Origin of the sequence: Azospirillum brasilense (assembly GCF_022023855.1) — a bacterium.
Lineage (GTDB): Bacteria > Pseudomonadota > Alphaproteobacteria > Azospirillales > Azospirillaceae > Azospirillum > Azospirillum brasilense_F.
This window is the reverse complement of record NZ_CP059450.1, coordinates 1,684,886-1,706,946: the sequence shown is the minus strand read 5'-3', so window position 1 is coordinate 1,706,946 and position 22,061 is coordinate 1,684,886. Positions and strand designations below refer to the sequence as shown.

Below are 22,061 nucleotides of genomic sequence, written 5' to 3'. Positions count from 1 at the left end.
AGGAGAGTCTACACCGGCGGAGCGGCGTCCGGGGCCGCCGGCGCGGCGGTCTGGACCGGCGGGGCCGGCGGGGCCGCCGGCACGTCGCCGCTGCCCTCGCTGCGATCGCGGTAGAGGGCGGCGCGGGCGAGCAGCATCAGCGTGATCGGTGTGGTCACGAGCATGGAGACCGCGATCAGAATCTCGTGCAGCACCAGTCGCGACTGCAGCACGGTGAAGCACAGCATCGAGGCCAGCAGCACGAAGCCGATGCCCATGCTGGTGCCCAGCGTCGGGGCGTGGACGCGCTCGTAGAAGCTGCGCAGCCGCACGAACCCGATGGACCCGATCAGCGCCAGCGAGGCGCCGAGCAGGAGGAGCAGCGCCACCGGGATCGCCGCCCAGACCGGCAGGTCGGCCAGATGCGTCATTCGATCACCTCTCCGCGCATGAGGAACTTCGCCAAGGCCGCCGTCGCGACGAAGCCGAGCAGCGCGATGATCAGCGCCGCCTCGAAATAGAGCGTGCTGCCGGTGCGGATGCCGAAGGTCAGCAGCAGCATGGTGGCGTTGACGTACAGCGTGTCGAGCCCGAGCACGCGGTCCTGCGCCCGCGGCCCGCGCAGCACGCGATAGGTCGCGCAGGCCATCGCGACGACCAGCAGGATCTGCGCCAGGAAGATCGACCAGAGCAGCAGCGTGGCGGTCATTCGAAGATCTCCATCAGGCGCCTCTCGTACCGTCCCTTGATGGTGTCGATCCAGGTGCTCTCATCGACCAGATCGAGGATGTGGAGAAGGATCGTGTTGTTCGCGGAATTGTACTCCACCCAGATCGTCCCCGGCGTCGCCGTGATGATGCAGGCCAGCGTCGCCAGACCGTAGGGAGCCCGCATGTCGAGCGGGATGTGGAGGAAGCCGGACACCCGCTCCGTCTTGCGCGGGTTGAGGATGATCTTGACGACCGCGAGGTTGGAGCGCGCGATGTCGCCCATCACCAGCACGGCCAGCGCGACGACGGCGCGCGGCCGCTTCAGCCGGCCGCCCGGCGGGTCGAGTGCCGCGAATCCCCAGACCGTGACGGTCGCCAGGATGGCGCCCATCAGGATGGAGCCCAGCGCCACGCTCTCGGTCAGCAGCAGCCACATCGCCACGAGCGCGGCGGTCAGCAGCGGATAGGGCAGCCAGCGCTTCATGGCGCGGCCCCCTTGCCGGTCCCCGGCGCCGCGGTCGTCATCACCCCCTGGACGTAGCGTTCCGGCCCGTGAAGGGAGCGGGCGGTGTCCTCCATGTAGCGCATCACCGGACCGGCCTGGACGGTCAGCGCCACGCAGAGCGCCAGAAGCATCATCACCGGCCCGAGTTCGACGAGGCGCACGCGCGGCAGATCGCCCGCGGGCGACGCCCAGAAGACGTCGATGCCGGTGCGGCTCATCGCGACGACCGTCGCCAGACCGGACAGGATCAGCGCCGCCATCAGCGCCCAGGTGGTGAAGGGAAGCCCCTCCGCCCCCTGCGCCAGCATCGGCGCCAGGATGGCGAACTTGGCGAGGAAGCCGGACAGCGGCGGCAGGCCGGCGAGCAGAAGCGCGCAGGCCATGAAGGCGATGCCGAGGATCGCCATGATCGCCGGAATCGACACGCCGATGGCGTCGTCGTCATCCGATTCCTCGTCCTCGCCCTCGCCGAAGGCCTCGCGCGTCACCGCCAGCACGTCGGCGCCGACCATGCGGCCGCGCTCGACCAGCTCGATCAGCAGGAACAGCCCGGCGATCGCCAGGACGGAGCTGGTCATGTAGAACAGCGCGCCGCCGGTCACCGCCACCTGCCCGGCGCCGACGGCGGCCAGCAGTGTGCCGGAGGACACCAGCACGCTCGCCCCGGCCAGCCGCGCCAGATTCTGCGTCGCCAGCACCGCGATGGAGCCGAAGGCGATGGTCAGGACGCCGCCGATCAGCAGCCAGTGCCCGCCGAACCCGGCCGAGGTGCCGGCGCTGTCGCCGAAGACCAGCAGCCAGATCCGGATGATGGCGTAGATGCCGACCTTGCTGAGGATCGAGATGATCGCGGCGGACGGCGCGCCGACCGTGGTGTAGGTGTTGGGCAGCCAGAAGCCCAGCGGCCACATGCCCGCCTTGATCAGGAAGGCGACGCCGAGGATCGCCGCCCCGGCCTCCAGCAGCCCGCGGTCCTCCGGAGCGATCCCGGCGATACGCACGGCCAGCTCGGCCATGTTCAGCGTGCCGGACACGCCGTAGATCATGCTCACCCCGATCAGAAAGAGCAGGGACGCCGCCAGATTGATGGCGATGTAGTGCAGCCCGGCGCGGACGCGGGCGAGGCCGGAGCCGTGCAGCGCCAGCCCGTAGGAGGCGGCCAGCATGATCTCGAAGAAGACGAAGAGGTTGAACAGATCGCCGGTCAGGAAGGCGCCGTTCAGACCCATCAGCTGGAACTGGAACAGCGAATGGAAATGGGCGCCCGCCTTCTGCCAGCGCGCCAACGCGAAGACCAGGGCGGACAGCCCCAGGATGCCGGTCAGCACCAGCATCATCGCCGACAGCCGGTCGAGCACCAGGACGATGCCGAACAGCGACGGCCAGTCGCCCAGCCGGTAGACGCGCACGGTGGCGTCCGCCCCGGTGGCGGTGTGGTCCGTCAGATAGAGCAGCAGCACCGCCAGCGCCAGCAGCGCCGACGCTGACGCCACGCCAAGCGTGGCCTTCAGCGTCCGCCGCCGCTCGTCGATCAGCATCAGCAGCGCGCCGACCAGCAGCGGGATGATGATCGGCGCGATCACCAGATGATCCATCCACCCGTTCACCGGGACTTCTCCTTACCATCCACATGGTCGGTTCCCGTCAGGCCCCGCGCGGCGAGGAGCAGGACGAGGAACAGCGCCGTCGTCGCGAAGCTGATGACGATGGCCGTGAGGACCAGTGCCTGCGGCACCGGGTCGGCGTGGGTGGCGAGGCTGCCGGCCATGCCGCGCTCCAGCACCGGGGCCGCCCCCGTGCGCAGGCCGCCGGTCGAGAAGATGAAGAGGTTGACGGCATAGGAGAGCAGCGACAGGCCGATGATGACCTGGAAGGTGCGGGGACGCAGCAGCAGCCAGACACCGGAGCCCGTCAGCACCCCGATCCCGAGGGCGAGGATAAGTTCCATCAATCGTCTCCGGTTGCGGCGGTCTGTGCACCGGTCGGGACCGGAGCGGACGCGGGCGGTGCGCTCACTGCCGCGGCGCGCGGCGCGGCGGCGCGATGTCCGCGGACCGACTGGCGGGCCAGCGCGATCAGGGTCAGCATGGTGGCGCCGATGACCAGCGCGAACACGCCGATGTCGAACAGCAGCGCGCTGGCCGTGGGAATCTCCCCGATGAGCGGCAGGTCCGCGTAGGCGAAATAGGTGGTCAGGAAGGGCCGGCCGAACAGCAGGGCGCCCAGGCCCGTGCCGGCGGCCAGCAGGAGCCCGAGGCCCATCCAGCGCAGCGGCAGCACGCGCAGCCGCGCCTCCACCCACTGCGTGCCGCCCAGCATGTATTGCAGGATCATCGCGATCGAGCCCATCAGCCCCGCGGCGAAGCCGCCGCCGGGCAGGTCGTGGCCGCGCAGCAGCAGGAACAGCGCGACCATGCCGACCACCGGGAACAGCAGGCGCGCGATCACCGACGGGATCAGCAGCCAGTCGGCCACCGTGTCGCCTTCCCGCCGCTCCGGCCGGGCGATGTCGTAGGCGCTCTGGTCGCGCTGCTGCTCCGGCACGTCCACGCTGTCGGGGGCCGGGCGGAAGCGGCGCAGCAGCGCGTAGGCGGTCAGCGCCACCACGCCCAGCACAGCGATCTCGCCCAACGTGTCGAATCCGCGGAAGTCGACCAGGATCACGTTGACGACGTTGGTGCCGCCACCCTCGGTGTAGGCGCGCTCCAGGAAATGCTGCGCCAGGATTTCCGGCGGGAAGCGGGTCATCACGCCGAAGGCCAGCCCGGCCATGCCGATCCCGGCGGTGATGGCGATGGCGAGGTCGCGCAGGCGGCGCCCCGTCCGCATCACTTCCGACGTGCCGGTGCCGGGAAGCCGCTTGGGCAGCCAGCGCAGGCCGAGCAGCAGCAGGATCGTGGTGACGATCTCGACCAGCAGCTGGGTCAGAGCGAGGTCGGGGGCGGAGAACCAGACGAAGGTGACGCAGGTGACCAGACCGGTGCCGCCGAGCAGAATCAGCGCGGCGAGGCGGTGGAACTTGGCCTGCCACGCCGCTCCCAGCGCGCAGGCCGCGCCGATCGCCCAGATCAGGGCGAGCACGGGGTCGATACCCTGCGGCACCAGATTGCCGGGGCCGAGCCCGCGCCGGTAGACCGCCCAGCCCGCGGCCAGGATGGCGACGCAGACGACCAGACGCAGCTGGGGCTGCAGGCGCCGGGTGCCCAGCAGGCCTTCCAGCGTCCGGGCGAGGCGCCAGGACAGGAAGACCATGCTCCGCTCGAACATGCGGCGGCCTTCCAGGCGGCTGATGAAGGGCGGACCCTCGATGTTGTTCCGGAACAGCGGCTGCAGCAGGAAGTAGAGCGTCACGCCGGCCGCCAGGGCGAGCAGGCTCATCACCAGCGGCGTGTTGAAGCCGTGCCAGACCGCCAGACTGTATTCCGGGGTCGCGGCGCCGAGCGCGGCGTGGGCCGCCATGTTCAGGTACGGCCCCACGGTGGCCGCGGGCAGCAGCCCGATGATGATGCAGGCCAGCGCCAGGATCTCGACGGGCAGCCGCATCCAGGCCGGCGGCTCGTGCGGCAGGTGCGGCAGGTCGACCGGGTCGGGGCCGAAGAAGGCGCCGTGGATGAAGCGCAACGAGTAGGCCACGGCGAAGGCGCTCGCCACCATCGCGGCGAAGGGCAGGATGTCGAGGAGGAAGGTCACGGACCCCTGGGCCGTCAGCGTCTCGGCGAAGAACATCTCCTTCGAGATGAAGCCGTTCATCAGCGGCACGCCCGCCATGGCCGCCGCCGCCACCATCGCCAGCCGCGTCGTGAAGGGCATGAAGCGGTTCAGGCCGGACAGGCGCCGGAGATCGCGGGTTCCCGTCTCATGGTCGATGATGCCGGCGGCCATGAACAGCGACGCCTTGAAGGCGGCGTGGTTGAGGATGTGGAAGATCGCCGCGACCATGGCGAGTTCGCTGTTGAGGCCGAGCAGCAGCGTGATCAGCCCGAGATGGCTGATGGTCGAATAGGCCAGAAGTCCTTTCAGGTCGTTCTGGAAGATCGCCACATAGGCCCCGATCAGCAGGGTGGCCAGACCGGCGCTGCCGACGATCCAGAACCACGCCTCCGTTCCCGCCAGCACCGGCCACAGGCGGGCCATCAGGAAGACGCCGGCCTTCACCAGGGTCGCCGAATGCAGATAGGCCGAAACGGGGGTGGGCGCCGCCATGGCGTGCGGCAGCCAGAAATGGAACGGGAACTGCGCGCTCTTGGTCAGTGCGCCCATCAGGATGAGGACCAGCGCCGGCAGGTAGAGCGCATGCCCGCGGATCTTGTCGCCCGAGGCCAGAACGACGTCGAGGTTGTAGCTGCCGACGATGTGGCCGAGCAGCAGCACCCCCGCGAACAGGCACAGCCCGCCCGTCGCGGTGATGGTCAGCGCCATGCGCGCGCCGTCGCGCGCCGCCGCCGTGTGGTGCCAGTAGCCGATCAGCAGGAAGGAGAAGAGGCTGGTCAGCTCCCAGAAGAAGGCGAGCTGGATCAGGTTGCCGGAGAGCACCACCCCCGTCATCGACCCCATGAAGGCCAGCAGGAACGCGAAGAAGCGCGGGACCGGATCGTCGGCCGACATGTAATAGCGCGCGTACAGCACGACGAGCGCGCCGACCCCGAACACCAGCCCGGCGAACAGCCAGGCGAAGCCGTCCATCCGCAACGTGAGGTCGAGGCCGAGCGACGGCATCCAGGCCATCGAATGGCGGATCACCCCGCCCGCCGCCACTGTCGGGTAGGCCGCCCACACCAGACCCAGCCCGATGATCGCGATCGCACCGGCCAGCCACGCCGCGGTGTTGCGCGCGTGCGTCGGCAGCATCCCGGCGACGATCGCGCCAACAAACGGAAGGCCGGTGGCGGCCAGGAGCAACAGGGCGTCGGACATGGTCTGTGACAAAGGGGGTCTCGGGCAATCGGAGGGGCCAAAATGCTGAGAACTGGCGGCTTTACGAATATAGGAAGGATGGAGGTCCCTCGCCGCGCCGGCCGGACGTCGTCAGGTCAGAAATCGTCGTCGTCAAGCTCCCGTTCGGCGTTGGGGGGAAGCGCCTGACGGACGAGCTGCACCACCGCGTCGGGCGTCTCCGCCTGACGCAGCTTGCGCAGGGATTGCGGGTCGCGCAGGGCCTGGCAGATCTCGCCCATGACGGGAAGCAGGCCCTTGCGGGTCGCGGTCGGCCAGAGGACGAGGAAGAACAGGTCCACCGGCTCGTCGTCGCGGGCCTCGAAATCGATGGGTTTGCGGAGCCGCGCGAACAGCACCAGCGGGCTTTCGGTCCCACGCAGCTCCGTATGGGGAAGCGCCACACCCTTGCCCAGCGCCGTGGAGCCGATGTGCTCCCGCGCCTGCAGGGCCTTAAGAATCTCTTCCTTGGGGGCTCCGATGCGGCTGGAGGCCTCGGTGGCGAGAAGGTCGAGCAGGGTTTCCTTGTTGGCCGGCCCTGCATCGAGAATGACGTTGTGTGCGGACAAGAGGTCCGAGATGTTCATTCCTGTCTCCATGGGTGGCAAACCTTCCGTCTCCTGTCCCGACCGTCCGCGGTCCGTGCCGGGATGGCCGTGAACCAACAGACTTCCAATCAAATTCAGCACGCCTTGTCCACGACGCCAATCGCCGCCGGGACCGGTGGCCGCCCCACCCCACGGACACGCAGCGCCGGCAGGGCCCGCGCCTCGCAACACACCTCGTTCCTTTCCCACCCTTGCCTCAGGCTCCACACCCATTTTGGGAATGGAATCGCGCCCCGCAAGTGGCGGGGGTGCCATCCATCTACGTCTTGGCCGCGGCTGTAATCCCACAATCCGTGCTGCGGGGGCGAAAAAGCGGATGGGCGGGGCAAGACGGCGCCGCCTGGAGGGCTGATCCGGGAAAGACACGGAAGCCTGAAAATTATCAAGGGCTTGCGCCCATGGGGGACGCCCCGCCCTCCCCCGCGCCATGGGGAAAGGGCGGGGCGGTGCCGTCCCGTCCTTACGCGAGCATCCGCACCGGCTCGCCGGCGTGCCAAGCGAGGATGTCATCCAGCGCGTCGCGGTAGAAGACCTCGTAGTTCTCGCGGGTGACATAGCCCAGATGCGGCGTCAGCACCGTGTTCGGTGCCTCCAGCCAGGGGCTGTCCACCGGCAGCGGCTCCACCGGGAAGACGTCCAGCCCGGCGCCCGCGATGCGGTGTTCGTGCAGGGCTGCCAGCAGGGCGTCCCCATCCACCAGACCGGCGCGCGAGGTGTTCACGAAGAAGGCCGAGGGCTTCATCGCGTCGATGTCGTCCGCCCCGACTACGCCCCGCGTCCGCTCGCCCAGCACCAGATGGACGCTGACGATGTCGGAGGTGGCGAACAGGTCGCGCTTGTCCAGCCGGACCACGCCGGCCGCCGCCGCCCGCTCGTCGGTCAGGTTGGGGCTCCAGGCCGCGACCTCCATCCCGAAGGCCTGGCCGACCCGCGCCACCTGGGTGCCCAGCCGGCCCAGCCCGACGAGGCCGAGGCGCTTGCCGGCCAGCCCCTGCGTCAGGCCGGCCTGCCAGCGCCCGGCGCGCAGGCCGCGCTCCTCCTGCGGGATGCGCTTGACCAGCGCCAGGATCAGCCCCCAGGTCAGCTCAGCCGTCGGGGTGCCGACCATGCCGGTCCCACAGACGGTGATGCCGCGGGCCTTGCAGGCCTCCAGATCGATGGCGTTGTTGCGGCCCCCCGTGGTGACCAGAAGCCGCAGGTTCGGCAGCGCGTCGATCAGCGACGCGGGGAACGGCGTGCGTTCCCGCATGATCACCAGGACGCTGTAGGGGGCGAGCGTGCCCGCCACCTCCTCCGCCGGGATCGGCCGTTCGAAGACCGTCAGCGCGCTGCCGTTGGGCAGGCGATGCCATTCCGCCAGATCGCGCGCGACGTTCTGGTAATCGTCGAGGATGGCGATCTTCATCACGGCTTCGCGAAATAGGGCGCCAGATTGGCCCGGATGCGCTCCACCGCCGGCGTGACCTCCGCCGGGACCTGGAAGGTCTGGCCGGTGATGGTCTCGAACGCCTCGATGTAGATGCGGGCGGCCTCAAGCACGACCTCCGCCGGGATTTCCGGGATGGCGTCCTTGTAGGGGTCGCAGCGCTGGGTCACCCAGCTCCGCACGAAATCCTTGTCGAAGCTCTCCGGACGCTGCCCGGCCTCGTACCGCTCCGGATAGCTGGCGGCGAACCAGTAGCGGCTGCTGTCCGGCGTGTGGATCTCATCGGCCAGGATGATGTTGCCCGCCTCATCGAAGCCGAACTCGTACTTGGTGTCGACCAGGATCAGGCCGCGCGCCGCCGCGATCTCGCGCCCGCGGGCGAACAGGGCCAGCGCCTTCGCCGTCACCTCGTCCCACTGGGCCTGGGTCAGCAGCCCGCGCTCCACGATCTGGGCGGCGGTCAGCTCCTCGTCATGGCCGGCGTCGAACGCCTTGGTGGTCGGGGTGATGATCGTTTCCGGCAGCTTCTGGTTCTCGCGCAGCCCGTCGGGGAAGACGTGGCCGTACATCTCCCGACGGCCCTTCTTGTACATCGTCCACAGCGAGGTGCCGGTGGTGCCGGCCAGATAGTCGCGGACCACGATCTCCACCGGCATGATGGTCAGCCGTTTGGCGACCACGACGTTGGGGTCCGGGTATTCCAGGACGTGGTTCGGGCAAAGGTCCTTCGTCGCCTCGAACCAGTAGCGGGCGATCTGGGTCAGCACCTGCCCCTTGAAGGGGATGGCGGTCAGGATGATGTCGAAGGCCGACAGCCGGTCGGTGGCGATGATGATGCGCCGCCCGTCGGGAAGGTCGTAATTCTCGCGCACCTTGCCCCGGTAGTGGTTGGGCAGCTCGGGAATGGCGGCGTCCTTGACGACGTTGGACAGATGCGGAGCAAGCTGAGCGGTATCGACCATGGTTCCAGATCCGGCAAAAGGGAGGCGCATGATAGCGCAATCGCCGCGCGGGGCCAGCGCGGTTATAGTCCCGAATCCGGGGAATGGGGACATCCGATGCGGGAAACGGAAGAAATTCAACTCTGTTATGCCGACCTGCGCGGGCTGGCGCACCGGCTGGAGGCGTTCCGCGCCCTGCTCTCCCCCGACGAGACGGCGCGGGCCGCCCGTTTCGCGACGGAGGAGCTGCGCACCCGCTGCGTCCTGCGGCGCGGGCTGCTGCGCCATCGTCTCGGGCGGGTGATGGGCCGCGACCCGGCGAGTCTGGTCTTCGCCTACGGGCCGATGGGCAAGCCCTTCCTCCCCGACGGCCCGGCCTTCAACCTTGCCGACTGCAAGGATCACGTGCTGATCGCCATCGCCCCCCTTGAGACGGTGGAGCTGGGGGTGGACGTCGAGCGGCTGCGGTCCGTGGCGGACGCCGCCGGCATCGCCGAGCGCTTCTTCGCGCCGGAGGAGCGCGACGCCTTCGCCGCCCTGCCCGAGGCGCTGCGGGACGAGGCGTTCCTGAACGGCTGGACCCGCAAGGAGGCCTTCATCAAGGCGACCGGCCAGGGGCTGTCCACGCCGCTCGACCGTTTCGCGGTGGAGCTGACGCCGGGCCGCCCCGCCCGCCTGCTCAGCCTGGACGGCGCGCTGGAGGCCGGGAGTGCTCTGGACTGGTCGCTGTTCGACCTGCGCCCGGCGCCGGGGCTGGTCGGCGCGCTGGCGGTGCGCGGCAACGGCTGGCGCCCCGTGTTCCGTCCGCTGGACGAAGCCTTCAGCGCTTGACGATTTCCCAGGCGATGCGCGCCGGCTCCTCGCCCAGCTCCGCGGAGCCGATGACGATTTCGCCGCGCGGCGGCAGCGGCAACGGTTCGCCGGGCTTCAACCGTCGCGGCTCCGCCACCCCCGGCACGGCGATCTGGGTGCCGTTGCGGCTGAGATCCTCCACCACGAAGACGCCGTCCTGTCGCGACACCGCGGCGTGCCGGCGCGAGGCTGAGGCGATGTCGAGGACGAACTGACACTGCGACGACCGCCCGATGACGAGCTGGGCCCCGTCCTCCGGAATCGCCCGCGTATGGCCGCGCCAGAACAGGACCAGCCGCTCCGCCGCCTTCGGGGCGTCGATCAGGATCGTCTCCTCGGTCGCCCGCGTCACGACCTCCCCAACAGGAGCAGCCAGCAAGGGAATGCCGAGCGACCGTTCGGCGTCCGGAATCGCCGCGATCTTGGCGATCAGCCCCTCGGCCAGCGCGCGTGGGATGCCGGCGGCGCGCAGGCGGCGGCCCAGGCCGCTGCGCACATCGTCCGTGCTGACGCCGGGGGCGACCAGCTCACGGGCCGAGGTGATGCTCTCGAACTCGCTGGCGACCAGCCGGATCAGGACGCTGAGCTTGTTGCGCCCGAAGGGGCTGGTGGCGAGGTCCAGCAGATAGCCGATGCGCTGGGCCGGCGCCGGCAGGCGGGTGGCCAGACGCTGCACCGCCGTGTCGAAGGACGCGTCCTGCCCGCCGGAACTCCACACCGTCTTGGCGCGCCGGGTCAGCGCCTCCGCCATGCCGGCGCCGCCCAGGAAGCCGTCGAAATTGGTCAGCCGGTCGACGATGACGCCGAAGGCCTTGCCCTCCGCGGCGGTGCCGGTGCGGGTCAGCGGGGTCAGGCCGGCCAGACCGCCCTGGATGCGGCGCAGCAGCGCCCGGCGCGTCTCCTCGAAGCCGCCGCCGCCCAGCGCGTTGGACAGGGCCAGCAGTTCGTCGGTGTGGGGCAGCCGGTCGTCGAGGTCGCCGTGCACCGCCGCGATCAGGCTGTGCAGCGCCGCCCCCAGGTCGGGCGCGTAGCCGATCAGCGCGCGCACCGGCTCCCGCCCGTCCACCGTTTCCGCCAGCATCTGGTCGAGCAGGCGGCGGTTCGCCTCCTCCTCCCCGTCCTCGCGGTGGAAGCGCAGCAGCGCCTTGACCTTGCCGGGCCAGTCGCGGCAGGGCTCCAGCACCGCGGCGAAGGCGTGGGTGACCAGCCGGTCGCGCTCCTCCGGCGGGCGCTCCGCCGCCGCCGCCAGCAGGCCGCCGACCCCGCCGCGGGCCAGCGCCGCGTCGAAGGGCGCCAGCGTGTCCGACGCCTGGGCCATCTCCTTCAGCCGCGTGAACATCCGCATGAGCTGGTCGTGGCGGTCGAACGGCTTCACCCCCAGCAAGGGCGCCTGAAGGGTGGCGAGCCGGCTGACCGCCGGGTTGAACAGCAGGGCCTCCCGCTCGAAATAGCGCAGCGGGTAGTAGCGGTGGAGCTGCTCGGCCGGAATCACCGCCTGATCGTCCCAATAGCCGCGCAGCAGGCGCAGCAGCAGCATCCGGCTCTCGTAGGAGAAGAGCTGAAGCGCGTCGGTGCAGAGGCTGGCGGGTCCGACGTCGATCTCGTCGATGGTGGAGATTGTGGTCGGCTTCCCGCCGCCGGCGCTGGACTTCTGGAAGATGACCTCTTCCTTGCCCGCCTGATTCACCTTCAAAATCCGGACAACCGGAAATTTCGCAAGACGAAGCAAATACGCCGCGCGCTCCCGGGCCGCAGCCTCGTCGGGAAAGACCCCGTCGATGTTGGGTTTTCCGCCTTGGTCGACGACCACTTCGAACGTGAGGCTGCGGCGCCGTGACATCATGGGCTTTTCAGCTCTTTCCCCAGAGGCGTGGCGTCTTTTGAGGACTTCATCGTACGGTAAGCGGATTTTCCGCGCAGCAAGATTCCTGGCCCGTCCCCGGCCCGACCATCGATTGACGCGGATGCCGGCCGGGGCTTTGCGCTAGACTGGCCGCCATGCGGATTCCGACCTTCTCCATCCTGCTCCTGCTGGCCTGCGTCACCGCAGTGTCGGCCTGCGCGTCCCCCTATGGCGCCACCGGTCCGGACGACCGGGCGGCGATCGCCCGCAACGGCTTTTCCGCCGATGACGTCGGCTACGTGCTGTTCGATCCGGACAGCGGCGCCGTCCTGGCGGAGCGGCAGCCGGCCAAGCCCTTCGCCCCGGCCTCGGTCGCCAAGCTGCCGGCGATGGCCGCCGCCCTGGCGGTGCTGGGGCCGGAGCACCGGTTCGAGACCACGCTGCACATCACGGGGCGGTTGGGAAACGGCGTTCTGGACGGCGACCTGATCCTGAAGGGCGGCGGCGACCCGTCCCTGTCCAGCGAAGGGCTGGCTGAGCTGCTGCGCGATCTCGGCGCGCTGGGCGTCACGCGGGTGACCGGGCGCTTCCTCTACGACACCTCCGCCCTGCCCGAGATGCCGGAGATCGACGCCGGCCAGCCCTGGACCGCCGGCTACAACACCGGGGTCGGGGCGCTGTCGCTGAACTTCAACCGTTTCCGCTTCGACTGGGCGCGCCCCGCCGCCGCCGGGCAGCCGGTGCGGGTCAGCGCGTGGTCGGTGTCCGACACCGGGCGCGTGCCGCTGGACAGCGTGACGGTGCAACTGGGCGCCGGTTCCGGGGCCGCCTTCACCCCGCTCGTCGCCGCGGACGGGCAACTGGCCAACGGAGAACCGGAGGGCGAGCGCTGGCGCTTCGCCCCGCAGCCGGGCATGGCGGCCAGCCTGTGGCTGCCGGTCACCCGGCCCGGTCTGGCGACGGCGCACGTCTTCCGCCGGCTGGCGGCGGAGGCGGGGATCGCCCTGCCCACCCCGGTCCCCGGCGCGGCGCCGCCGACCGCCACGCTCGCCGCCCTGCACCGCAGCGAGCCGCTGGAGGTCTTGGCCCGGCAGGTCCTGCGCTACTCCAACAACTTGTCGGCGGAGCTGATCGGGCTGACCGCCGCCCGGCGGCTGGACCCGGCGGTGCGGACGCTGCCGGAGTCGGCGGCGGTGCTGACGGCGCCGGCCATGCTGGCAGCCCCGCACACCGACTGGACGGGGCTGCGGCTGCTCAACCATTCCGGCCTCAGCACCGCGTCGCGAATCACCCCGGCCCAGACCATGGCGCTGATCCGCGGCGCCGGCCCGGCGGTGCTGGCCCTTCTGCCCGGCGAGGACGAGGGCAAGGTCCTGCCCCCCGGCGTGCGCGCCAAATCGGGCACGCTGGCCTACGCCAAGGCGCTGGCCGGAACGCTGACCACGGCGAGCGGGCGCACGCTCGGCTTCGCCTTCTTCGTCACCGACGAGCCGCAGCGCGCCGCCATGGACCGAACGATGGACCGCCGCATCGCCGAGATCCCGGCGGAGGCCCGCGCCTGGCTGGCCCGCGCCCGCAAGCTCCAGGCCGATCTGCTTGAGTTGTGGATTGCCGGCTTGTAAGGGCCGCCGACTGCGGGGGTCCGCAACCACAACGCTTGGCGAAGGGCGACGGTCGGTTGTACACTGCGACCGAATGTCCCACCGAGGTTCTGGATGCCGATCAGCCCGCGCGCGCGCCGATATCAGCAGGGTTCCGACACGCCGGACATCGCGGCCAACCGCTACCATGACCGGCAGTTGGGCGCGGAGGTGGTCAACATCGTGGTCGGCGGCTGCGTGGTCAGCGAGGACCCGAACGTCGTCATCACCACCACGCTGGGCTCCTGCATCGCCGCCTGCCTGTTCGACCCCGTCGCGGCGATCGGCGGGATGAACCACTTCCTGCTGCCCGACCACAACGGCGACCGGCTGTCCATTTCCTCGCGCTACGGCAGCGCGGCCATGGAGCAGCTCATCAACCGGCTGCTGGCGGCGACCGGGCGGCGCGACCGGCTGCGCGCCAAGATCTTCGGCGGGGCCAGCGTGAACGGCGCCCCGCGCAGCGCCGGCATCGGCCAGCGCAACGTCGAATTCGTCATGGAGTATCTGGCGGCCGAAGGCATCCCGACGATGAGCTGGGACGTCGGCGGCACGACGGCCCGCGCGGTGCGCTTCTATCCCACCTCGGGCCGCACCCAGCGCCGCCTGATCGGGGAGGAGACGGTGCGGGACATCGCGCGGTCCGAGACCTCCTTCATGGACCGGCTGCGCAAGACCGGGATCGATGGCGACGTGGAACTGTTCTGATCCCCATGCTTCATGGATTGTCCCGCCTGTTGCCCGCCATCGCGGACCAGAACCTCGACGAGGCCGCCGTCTACCGGCAGGAGTCGCTGTACGAGCGTCCACGCTACGAGGGCGCCCACGGCCTGATCCCCGCCGCCGGCCCCCTGCTCTGCCCACTCTGCGGACGGGAGGCGGCGCGCTTCCTCCCCTTCGGCCTGGGCGGACGGCGCAACGCCCGCTGCCCGGACTGCGGGTCGCTGGAGCGCCACCGCTTCCTGTGGAGCTTCCTGGCGGAGCGGACGGACGTGCTGCGCCGGTCGCTGCGCATCCTGCACACCGCCCCCGAACCCTGCCTGGAACCGCTGCTGCGGGCGCGGCACGGCCGGCGCTACGTCACGCTGGACCGCTTCAACCCGGCCGCCGACGTGCAGGCCGACCTGACCGACCTGCCCTTCCCGGACGGCCGTTTCGACCTCGTGTTGTCCAGCCACGTGCTGGAGCATGTCCCCGACGATCGCGCCGCGCTGCGCGAGATCGCCCGCGTCCTGAAGCCCTCCGGCCGCGCCGTCCTGCTGTTCCCCTACGACCCCAAGGGGCCGACGCGGGAGGACCCGGCGATGGACACCCCCGCCAAGCGGCTGGCCGCCTTCGGCCATCCCTATCACTACCGGATTTATGGTACGGATACTCCCCAGCGCATGGCCGAGGCCGGGCTGGACGCCACGCTCGTCGCCTCCACGGCGATGCTGAGCGCACACCGGCGGCGGCGGCGGCGCATCAACCGCAACCACCTGTTCCTGGCGCGCCCGCGCGCCGCGGCGGGCCGGGCGTCCGGGGAGGGGTCATGAGCCGCAGCAGCATCCGCATCGCCACCTTCAACCTGGAAAGCCTGGACGACACCGGCGACCTGTCCTTCGAGGAGCGCGCCGCCGTCCTGCGCCCGCAGCTGGAGCGGCTGGACGCCGACATCCTATGCCTTCAGGAGGTCAACGGCCAGCGCGCGGCAAAGGGGGAACCGCGAACCCTGCGCGCGCTGAACCGGCTGCTGGAGGGCGGCCCCTACGCCGCTTTCCACCGGACCTCCGGCGGCGAGGGGACGAAGCTGGCCGACCGTCACAACCTCGTGCTGGTGAGCCGCTGGCCGATCCTGGCGGCGCGGCAGTACCGGCACGATCTGGTGCCCTCCCCGCAGGTCCGCATGGTCACCGCCGACCCGGCCCAGCCCGGCGGCGACGCCGTGACCTGGGACCGCCCGGTGCTGCATGGCGAGATCGAGCTGCCCGGCGGGCGGCGGCTGCATGTCTTCAACCTGCATCTGCGCGCGCCCATCGCCGCGCCGGTGCCAGGGCAGAAGAAGAACGCCTCCACCTGGAAGAGCGTCGGCGGCTGGGCGGAGGGCTTCTACCTCGCCTCGATCAAGCGGGCCGGGCAGGCGCTGGAGGCCCGGCTGGCGGTGGAGCGGGTGTTCGACGCCGACCCGCAGGCGCTGATCCTGGTTGCCGGCGACCTCAACGCCGAGATTGAGCAGACCCCCGTCCGCATCATCCGCGCCGACCTCGACGAGACCGGCAACGGCCACCTTGCCGGGCGGTCGCTGGTGCCGCTGGAACGCTCCGTCCCGGAGGAGCGGCGCTTCACCGTGCTGCACGGCGGCGACGCGGTGATGCTGGATCATCTGCTGGTGTCGCGCGCCCTGCTGGGCTGGTTCCGCTCCGCCGAGATCCACAACGAGGCGCTGGGCGACGAGTTGGTCGCCCACGCCACGGTCAGCCATTCCCCGGAAAGCTACCACGCGCCGCTGGTCGCCCGCTTCGAGCTGCCGGATCAGACAGTGACGGAGACGATGGCGCCCGGCGAACCGGCGCCGTAGGACCCCGCGACACGGGGAGCGGCGGCCGGGGCGGTTCCCGCCGGACCACCACCCGCCGCGGGCAATAGTCCGGTGGACGGGGCGCCGCTCGACGCGGTGGCTCCGTATCCCGATCCGACGCTCCGCCCGGCGCCGCCCGGTGTGGCAGTACCGCCGGATGCCGCGGTCCCCTTGCCGGTGTCGTGGCCTTCGGCCATCGCATCGGTCGCGACGCCCAAGCGGCTGGCGGTGCGGCGGTATTCCTCCACCACCTGTTGCGCCGGGATCTGGTTCTGGGTTTCGCCGGAGGACCGGTCGCGGAAGTAGATGACGGCCAGCCGGGCACCCTGGTCGTAACGCAGGACCGGGCTGATGTAGCCGCCGGCCACCACTACGGGATCGGATGCCGCCGAGGCGGATTGGTCCGCAACGCTGGACGCGGTTTGGGAAGTCGGTGCCGCGGCATCGGCCACGGATTGCGGCGTCGGAACCGCCGATGCCGGAGTCGGCCGGTTCGCCTGGATGCCGGAAACGCTTCGGATGTCCATGGCTGGCCGCCTTTCCCCTGCGGGCCCTGCCCCGGACCAGCCGGGCGGGCCCCGATTGGACGACGCGCGATCAGACCGTGATGTTGAGGTTCTGTCCGCGGGTCGGGGTGGTGTTGCCGCCCGACGACAGCGCCTGCTGATCCTGGGCCTGGACCTGCTGACGGCGATCCTCTTCGGCCTTCTGGGCCTGCTGGTTCGCGTCGGTTCCCCGTGTCTGCTGCAGAGCCGCCGGCCCGCTGCTTAACGGTGTCGTGAAAGGCTGCTGCTGATAGCCCCCTATGCCGCTGACGCCCATGACACGCACTCCTCGCTGTCCGCACTCCCACCCAGGTAGAGTAGGCAAAAATTGCCGCGCGTTCAAGTGGGACTCACGGCCTATCCCTCGCAAGACACGCGCAAATCGCCGATGCGCTCGCTTTGCGCGAGGACTCGCCCGAGACCGCTTCTTTTGTTTGCGGGACGCCGGATCCGGCGGGTCAGGCCGGTTCGGGCTCCAGGAAGGCGCCCTCGCGAATCGCGAAATCGAAGCGCCCGCCGTCCAGCGCCGTCACGTCGTAGGTCAGCGAGCGGTCGATGCTGTTGTCGGCGTTGAAGGTCAGCACCCGCGGCCGCAGCGTCGCCAGTTCGGTCGGCTGGCAGTACCAGGAGGCGGCGATGATGACCTCGTCCCCCGGCTGGCAGCTCCGCGCCGCCGAGCCGTTGAGCACGCAGCTGCGCGAGCCGCGCTCGCCGTAGATCACGTAGGTGCTGATCCGCGCGCCGGAATTCTTGTTCCAGATCTCCACGAACTCCAGCGGGTAGATCCCGACCGCCTCGCAATGCTCCGGATCGAGGGTGATCGACCCCTGATAGTTCAGGTTGGCGTCGGTGACGCGCAGGCAGTGCAGCTTCGCTCGGACAACCTTGATCATGATCCCCTCTGGTCGGTGCGGCTGGACGGCGGCGGTTGATCGGCGGCTTCTGATCAGGCGGCCGGGGATGTTTGTAACCGCAACTGCGAAAACAGCAAGCGTTCCGGCACCCACGGTATGACCGGCGTCATACCGCTACCTTGGGCTGAGGCTTTTGCCTTTGGTGGTATTTCCATCCCGGGTGCGATGCGGCATGTTCTGCGCCGGTTTCAAGCTCCCCGGCGTCACCCAATAATGGAATCCAAGGTCCGGCTGCGCGTATCGGACCCGGCAACCGGCATAGGCCGACAACCGAATCAGGAAGGTGTGCGCCCGCGATGGCTGCGACGGCATCCGCGACACGGTACGTGATCTTTTCCGTCTCCGGCAGGATCCTGGCCCTGCCGGCGGAATCCGTGCGCCGATTCCTGCCGCTGCCCCGGCTCGACCGCCTGCCCGCAGCGCCCGCCGTAGTCGCCGGGCTGTTCCGCTACCAGGGCCGTGCCGTCCCGGTCCTGCGGCTCGACCTGCTGTTCGGCTTCGATGCCGCGCCGCCGGAGCTGTACGCCCCGCTGTTCCTGACCGAATGGGACGGACGTCCGCTCGCTCTGCTGGCCGAGCGGGTGTTCAACATCCTGCCGATCCCCGACGCGGAGCGGATGGCGGCCGACCCCGGCCTGACCTTCAACGGCTGCGCCGTGGCGACCATCCCCCACGGCGCCGGAACGGCCACCGTGATCGACCCGTCCCGCCTGCTGACCGAGGCGGAGGGCCGGCTGCTCGCCGCCTTCCAGGCCATGGCCGACGAGCGTCTGGCCCGGCTCGCCGCCCCCGCTTCAGAGACCGGGGCGGAGGCCCGATGAACCGCATCGACGCCATCCTGCGCGACCCGGTCTTTCCCCGGATCAAGGCCGCCGTCATCGGGGCGACCGGGCTCGCCTATTACGCCGACAAGGACGCCGCCCTGGCGGAGCGCATCAACCGCCGCCTGTCGGACAAGCCGACCCTCGGCCTCGCCGCCTATCTGGCGCAGCTCGCCGGGGAGGGGCCGACCGGGCCGGAGTATCAGGCGCTCATCAACGAGCTGACGGTCGGCGAGACCTTCTTCTTCCGCTACGCCGAGCAGTTCGAGGCGCTGTGCGCCGTCGCCATCCCGGAATGCCTGCGCCGCAACCGGGAAAGCCGCCTGCTGCGCATCTGGAGTGCCGGCTGCTCGATCGGGCCGGAGGCCTACACACTGGAAATCCTGCTGAAGCGGCATTTCGCCGACCAGCTGCGCGACTGGCAGGTCAGCATCGTCGGCACCGACCTGAACGCCAGCTTCATCGAGACGGCGCGGCGCGGCGTCTACGGGAACTGGGCGGTGCGCGGGCTTGACCCGGCCGTCCTGGCGGAATGCTTCGACCGGCAGGGCGACCTGTGGGCGGTCAAGCCGCGCTTCCGCGAATGGACGAGCTTCTCGGTCTTCAACCTCGTGGACGGGCCGCTGCCCAACTACCCGCGGGGCCTGGGCGCGCTGGACGTCGTGCTGTGCCGCAACGTCATGATCTATTTCGACGAGCCGACGCGCACCCGGCTGCTGGAGAACCTGCACGAGGTGCTGGTTCCCAACGGCTGGCTGGTGGTCGGCCATGCCGAGACGGGGCAGCAGGTCAACAGCCTGTTCACCCCCGTGCCGGTTCCCGGCGCCACGATCTACCGCAAGCCGCGCCCCGGCAGCGTCCCCGTGGCGGCGGCGCTGCCCGCCTACACGCCATCCGTCGCCGTCGAACCGAGGCCCGCCGAGCCAAAAGCCGCGGAGCCGAAATCGGCGAGGAAACGCAGCACGGCGACGGAGTCCGTGGCGCGGCTGCGCGCCACTGCGGCGAAGCCGGCGCCTGCCCCCCTGCCCACCCCGCAGCCGCCGGCGGGATCCCCGGCCGGCAATCCCGCCGTGGCCGACGGCGACCGGGCCGCGGCGCTGGACGCCTGCATCGCCCTGGCCGAGCGCAACCGCCTCGACCCCGTGGTCCATTTCCGGCTGGGCCTGCTGGAGGAGGAGCTGGGCGTCGGCGACCCGATCGCCGCCTTCAAGCGGGCGCTCTATCTGGATTCCGACTTCGCGCTGGCCGACTACCATCTGGCGCTGGCCTATTGGCGGCGCGGCAAGCTGGCCCCGGCGCAGCGCCATTTCCGCAACGCCCGCGCCACCGTCGCCGCCCACGACGCGACGGAACTGGTGGCCGAGGGCGGCGGCCTGACCGTGGCCGAACTGCGGAGCATGATCGACCTCTGGTTCTCGGGTGAGGAGCCGTGATGGACGACCGGACCGGAACCGGAGAGGCAGCCGAAGTGAAAGACGCCATCGATTGGGCCGCCGTCCGCGCGCGCCTGGCCCTCCAAGGCCGGGAGGCGGAAGCCGCCGCGGCGCCGGGCGGCGCCTGGGCCGACGCGCTGCTGTTGCGCCGCGCCGAGGATCTGGCGCGCGTCCCCTCCTCCATCGAGACCGACGCCGCAGCGGAAGCGCCGGTTACCCTGCTGGCCGGGCGCGGCGCGGACGGGTCCTACGGGCTGGACCTGCGCCACCTGTCCCGTATCGTGCCGCTGCCGCGGGTGGCGCGGGTGCCCCACGCACCGCCGGAGCTGCTGGGGCTGATCGCCATCGACGGGCGGGTGATGCGCCTGTTTGACGTGGACCGGCTGTGCGGACGCAACGCCGTTCCCGCCGGCGGCGGCTTCGCCGTCGTGCTGCGCGGTGGCGAGCGGCCGGTGGCGCTGCGCCTACGCACCGTGGACACGGTGATGGAGCTGGATGGAACCGACCTGAAGGCCCCACCGGAAGCCGGGACCTTCGTCACCGCCATCACCCGGAGCCGCATCGCCGTGCTGGACGTGCCGGCGATCCTGGAGACGCTGAGGAGCATGAAAGAAGAATGAAACTGAAGGTCAAGCACAAGCTGATGCTCAGCTTCGGGGTCGTCTGCCTGCTGACCGGGCTGCTGGCGGCGTTCCAGATGATGCGGTTCGCGGACGGCATGAAGGTCATGATGGGCATCGCCACCTACGACATCCAGGTGTCGGAGGCGGTGCGCGAGATCGAGGTGACCGAAAGCAACCTGCGCAGTTACCGCGAGGCGGCGACCCACGCCGCGGCGCTGGCCCAGGTCCAAGGCGCGGCTGCGCCGGACATCACGCAGCTGCGCCAGCGCTATCGTGACGGTTCGGCGGTGATGTTCGAGCAGATCGACAAGCTCAAGAGGATCGCCGGCGCGCGGGCCGAGGACGGCACCACGGAGGACCGCCGTCGCATCTGGGGCGAGCTGGTCGCCCAGATCAACAGCTTCGACCAGCATTCGCGTCGCATGCTGGAGGAAGCCAACACGCTGTTGGAGCGGGTGGCCGCCGGGACCGAGCCCGAGGCTCTGGCGCGTCTGACCCGTGTGGAGGAGATGCGGGTGGCCATGGCGGACCAGCTCGCCAGCCTGCACAGCGACATCAGCCGCCTGTCGGAGGCCGGCCGCCAGAACATCCGCTCACTCTACGACGACGCCGTGCGCTCCTCGATCCTGGCGCTGATCATCGTGGTGGCCCTGGCCGTCGCCATCGCCATCCTGATCGGCAGCTCGGTCACCAAGCGGCTCGGCACAGCCATCGGCTACGTCACCCAAGTGGGCAAGGGCGACCTGACCAAGACGGTGGTGGTGCCCGGCGACGACGAGCTGGCCGAGCTGGGCACCCATCTGAACGAGATGACCGGCAACCTGCGCAACATGGCCAGGACCACCCGTGCCACGGCGGAGAGCATGCACGCCGCGACCGCGCAGATCCGCGCCTCGACCCAGCAGCAGGCGGCCAGCGTCGCCCAGCAGCTCGCCGCCGTGGAGGAGACGACCGCGACGCTCAGCGAGATCACCGAATCCGGCGCGCAGATCAACCGCCGCGCCCAGGACGTGGCGCAGAACGCCCAGGTCGCCGCGTCCAACTCCGAGACCGGCCTGAAGGCGGTGGAGGACACCAACCAGGCGATGGACGCCATCCGCGAGCAGGCGGAGGCGGTCGCCGAGAACATCGTCATCCTGTCGGAGCGCACCCAGGCGATCGGCGAGATCATCCTGACCGTCAACGACATCGCCGAGCGCTGCCATCTGCTGGCCCTGAACGCCGCCATCGAGGCCGCCGCCGCCGGGGAGCACGGCCGGACCTTCGCCGTCGTGGCGAGCGAGATCAAGAGCCTCGCCGACCAGTCGAAGGAGGCCACCGCCCAGGTCCGTTCCAACCTCAGCGAGATCCAGCACGGCATCAACGCCTCGGTCATGCTGACGGAGGAGGCGGTGAAGCGCGTCGGCGCCGGCAAGCGGCAGACCGACGCCACCCAGTCGACCATCCGCGACCTCGCCGAGAGCGTGCAGGAGAGCGTGCTCGCCTTCCAGCAGATCGTCGCCGGGACCAACCAGCAGCAGATCGGCCTGGAGCAGGTGATCCAGGCGCTCCAGAACATCCGCGAGGCGAGCAGCCAGACCGCCGCCGGCACCCGCCAGCTCGAAGGGGCCGCCACCAACCTCAACGATCTCGGCCAGGGTCTGGTCGAGGCCGTGCGGAACTACCGCGTGTGACCATGGCGACGGCACGCGGCGGCGAGGGCACGGACAAGGACGCACGGAAGGTGCCGGCG

At 70.3% G+C, this 22,061-nt stretch carries 22 protein-coding genes; 9 read left to right on the top strand and 13 right to left on the bottom strand.

From position 1 onward, the window contains the following. Positions 1 to 8 precede the first annotated feature (8 nt). From mnhG to H1Q64_RS21160, 9 genes are all read right to left on the bottom strand, one after another. On the bottom strand, positions 9 to 410 hold the full coding sequence (gene mnhG / locus H1Q64_RS21200) for a monovalent cation/H(+) antiporter subunit G (protein WP_237905483.1): 402 nt from the start codon (positions 408 to 410) through the stop codon (positions 9 to 11). Then, complete coding sequence (locus H1Q64_RS21195; protein ID WP_237905482.1) at positions 407 to 688, bottom strand: K+/H+ antiporter subunit F; 282 nt, start codon at positions 686 to 688, stop codon at positions 407 to 409. Before H1Q64_RS21195 ends, mnhG begins: the two co-directional genes overlap by 4 nt. Then, on the bottom strand, positions 685 to 1,173 hold the full coding sequence (locus tag H1Q64_RS21190; protein WP_237905481.1) for a Na+/H+ antiporter subunit E: 489 nt from the start codon (positions 1,171 to 1,173) through the stop codon (positions 685 to 687). Before H1Q64_RS21190 ends, H1Q64_RS21195 begins: the two co-directional genes overlap by 4 nt. Beyond that, a complete protein-coding gene (locus tag H1Q64_RS21185) occupies positions 1,170 to 2,789 on the bottom strand; it encodes a monovalent cation/H+ antiporter subunit D (RefSeq protein ID WP_237906486.1) in 1,620 nt (539 codons plus the stop codon). The genes H1Q64_RS21190 and H1Q64_RS21185 overlap by 4 nt, the downstream gene beginning before the upstream one ends. An 8-nt stretch (positions 2,790 to 2,797) precedes the next feature. Further along, positions 2,798 to 3,142 (bottom strand): Na+/H+ antiporter subunit C, encoded by a 345-nt coding sequence (locus H1Q64_RS21180; protein ID WP_014197933.1) that lies wholly within the window; start codon positions 3,140 to 3,142, stop codon positions 2,798 to 2,800. Then, positions 3,142 to 6,108 carry a monovalent cation/H+ antiporter subunit A gene (locus H1Q64_RS21175; RefSeq protein ID WP_237906485.1) on the bottom strand — a complete coding sequence of 989 codons (2,967 nt, stop codon included), beginning with the start codon at positions 6,106 to 6,108 and terminating at the stop codon, positions 3,142 to 3,144. The genes H1Q64_RS21180 and H1Q64_RS21175 overlap by 1 nt, the downstream gene beginning before the upstream one ends. A 116-nt stretch (positions 6,109 to 6,224) precedes the next feature. Further along, positions 6,225 to 6,713 (bottom strand): PTS sugar transporter subunit IIA, encoded by a 489-nt coding sequence (locus H1Q64_RS21170; RefSeq protein WP_237905480.1) that lies wholly within the window; start codon positions 6,711 to 6,713, stop codon positions 6,225 to 6,227. 481 nt (positions 6,714 to 7,194) lie between these two features. Next, complete coding sequence (locus tag H1Q64_RS21165) at positions 7,195 to 8,139, bottom strand: D-2-hydroxyacid dehydrogenase family protein (protein ID WP_237905479.1); 945 nt, start codon at positions 8,137 to 8,139, stop codon at positions 7,195 to 7,197. Continuing rightward, positions 8,139 to 9,122 (bottom strand): phosphoribosylaminoimidazolesuccinocarboxamide synthase, encoded by a 984-nt coding sequence (locus H1Q64_RS21160; RefSeq protein WP_237905478.1) that lies wholly within the window; start codon positions 9,120 to 9,122, stop codon positions 8,139 to 8,141. Before H1Q64_RS21160 ends, H1Q64_RS21165 begins: the two co-directional genes overlap by 1 nt. Before the next feature lie 96 nt (positions 9,123 to 9,218). Between H1Q64_RS21160 and H1Q64_RS21155 the strand changes: the two genes are divergently transcribed. Beyond that, entirely contained in the window at positions 9,219 to 9,932 is a 714-nt protein-coding gene (locus H1Q64_RS21155) for a 4'-phosphopantetheinyl transferase family protein (protein ID WP_237905477.1), read from the top strand. On the opposite strand, the gene H1Q64_RS21150 is transcribed toward H1Q64_RS21155, so the two are convergent. Further along, the gene (locus H1Q64_RS21150) at positions 9,922 to 11,640 is read right to left on the bottom strand and encodes an FHA domain-containing protein (RefSeq protein ID WP_237905476.1); all 1,719 of its coding nucleotides are present in this window, start codon (positions 11,638 to 11,640) and stop codon (positions 9,922 to 9,924) included. The genes H1Q64_RS21155 and H1Q64_RS21150 overlap by 11 nt on opposite strands. A gap of 311 nt (positions 11,641 to 11,951) precedes the next feature. On the opposite strand from H1Q64_RS21150, the gene dacB reads away from it, so the two are divergent. The 4 genes from dacB (at position 11,952) to H1Q64_RS21130 (ending at position 15,993) form a co-directional block, all read left to right on the top strand. Further along, the gene (gene dacB / locus H1Q64_RS21145; protein WP_237905475.1) at positions 11,952 to 13,418 is read left to right on the top strand and encodes a D-alanyl-D-alanine carboxypeptidase/D-alanyl-D-alanine-endopeptidase; all 1,467 of its coding nucleotides are present in this window, start codon (positions 11,952 to 11,954) and stop codon (positions 13,416 to 13,418) included. A gap of 93 nt (positions 13,419 to 13,511) precedes the next feature. Beyond that, positions 13,512 to 14,144 (top strand): chemotaxis protein, encoded by a 633-nt coding sequence (locus H1Q64_RS21140; RefSeq protein WP_237905474.1) that lies wholly within the window; start codon positions 13,512 to 13,514, stop codon positions 14,142 to 14,144. Between the two features lie 29 nt (positions 14,145 to 14,173). Continuing rightward, positions 14,174 to 14,971, top strand: coding sequence for a class I SAM-dependent methyltransferase (locus H1Q64_RS21135; RefSeq protein WP_237905473.1), 798 nt, complete (start codon positions 14,174 to 14,176; stop codon positions 14,969 to 14,971). Further along, positions 14,968 to 15,993, top strand: a complete 1,026-nt coding sequence (locus H1Q64_RS21130) for an endonuclease/exonuclease/phosphatase family protein (protein ID WP_237905472.1) — start codon at positions 14,968 to 14,970, stop codon at positions 15,991 to 15,993. The genes H1Q64_RS21135 and H1Q64_RS21130 overlap by 4 nt, the downstream gene beginning before the upstream one ends. Here H1Q64_RS21130 and H1Q64_RS21125 read toward each other — a convergent pair. The 3 genes from H1Q64_RS21125 to panD all read right to left on the bottom strand — a co-directional run bounded on the left by H1Q64_RS21125 (position 15,948) and on the right by panD (position 17,431). Continuing rightward, on the bottom strand, positions 15,948 to 16,520 hold the full coding sequence (locus H1Q64_RS21125) for a hypothetical protein (RefSeq protein WP_237905471.1): 573 nt from the start codon (positions 16,518 to 16,520) through the stop codon (positions 15,948 to 15,950). The genes H1Q64_RS21130 and H1Q64_RS21125 overlap by 46 nt on opposite strands. Before the next feature lie 70 nt (positions 16,521 to 16,590). Then, positions 16,591 to 16,815 (bottom strand): hypothetical protein, encoded by a 225-nt coding sequence (locus H1Q64_RS21120; RefSeq protein WP_237905470.1) that lies wholly within the window; start codon positions 16,813 to 16,815, stop codon positions 16,591 to 16,593. 181 nt (positions 16,816 to 16,996) lie between these two features. Further along, positions 16,997 to 17,431, bottom strand: coding sequence for an aspartate 1-decarboxylase (panD, locus tag H1Q64_RS21115; protein ID WP_237905469.1), 435 nt, complete (start codon positions 17,429 to 17,431; stop codon positions 16,997 to 16,999). 317 nt (positions 17,432 to 17,748) lie between these two features. Here panD and H1Q64_RS21110 point away from each other — a divergent pair, with 317 nt between their 5' ends. From H1Q64_RS21110 to H1Q64_RS21095, 4 genes are read left to right on the top strand one after another with little or no spacing between them, the layout of a single operon-like run. Then, positions 17,749 to 18,273: a chemotaxis protein CheW gene (locus H1Q64_RS21110; RefSeq protein ID WP_237905468.1), complete on the top strand. Its 525-nt coding sequence runs from the start codon at positions 17,749 to 17,751 to the stop codon at positions 18,271 to 18,273. Further along, a complete protein-coding gene (locus H1Q64_RS21105) occupies positions 18,270 to 19,706 on the top strand; it encodes a CheR family methyltransferase (RefSeq protein ID WP_237905467.1) in 1,437 nt (478 codons plus the stop codon). Before H1Q64_RS21110 ends, H1Q64_RS21105 begins: the two co-directional genes overlap by 4 nt. Continuing rightward, on the top strand, positions 19,706 to 20,326 hold the full coding sequence (locus H1Q64_RS21100) for a chemotaxis protein CheW (protein ID WP_237905466.1): 621 nt from the start codon (positions 19,706 to 19,708) through the stop codon (positions 20,324 to 20,326). The genes H1Q64_RS21105 and H1Q64_RS21100 overlap by 1 nt, the downstream gene beginning before the upstream one ends. After that, positions 20,323 to 22,002: a methyl-accepting chemotaxis protein gene (locus H1Q64_RS21095; RefSeq protein WP_237905465.1), complete on the top strand. Its 1,680-nt coding sequence runs from the start codon at positions 20,323 to 20,325 to the stop codon at positions 22,000 to 22,002. The genes H1Q64_RS21100 and H1Q64_RS21095 overlap by 4 nt, the downstream gene beginning before the upstream one ends. The last annotated feature ends 59 nt before the right edge of the window (positions 22,003 to 22,061 follow it).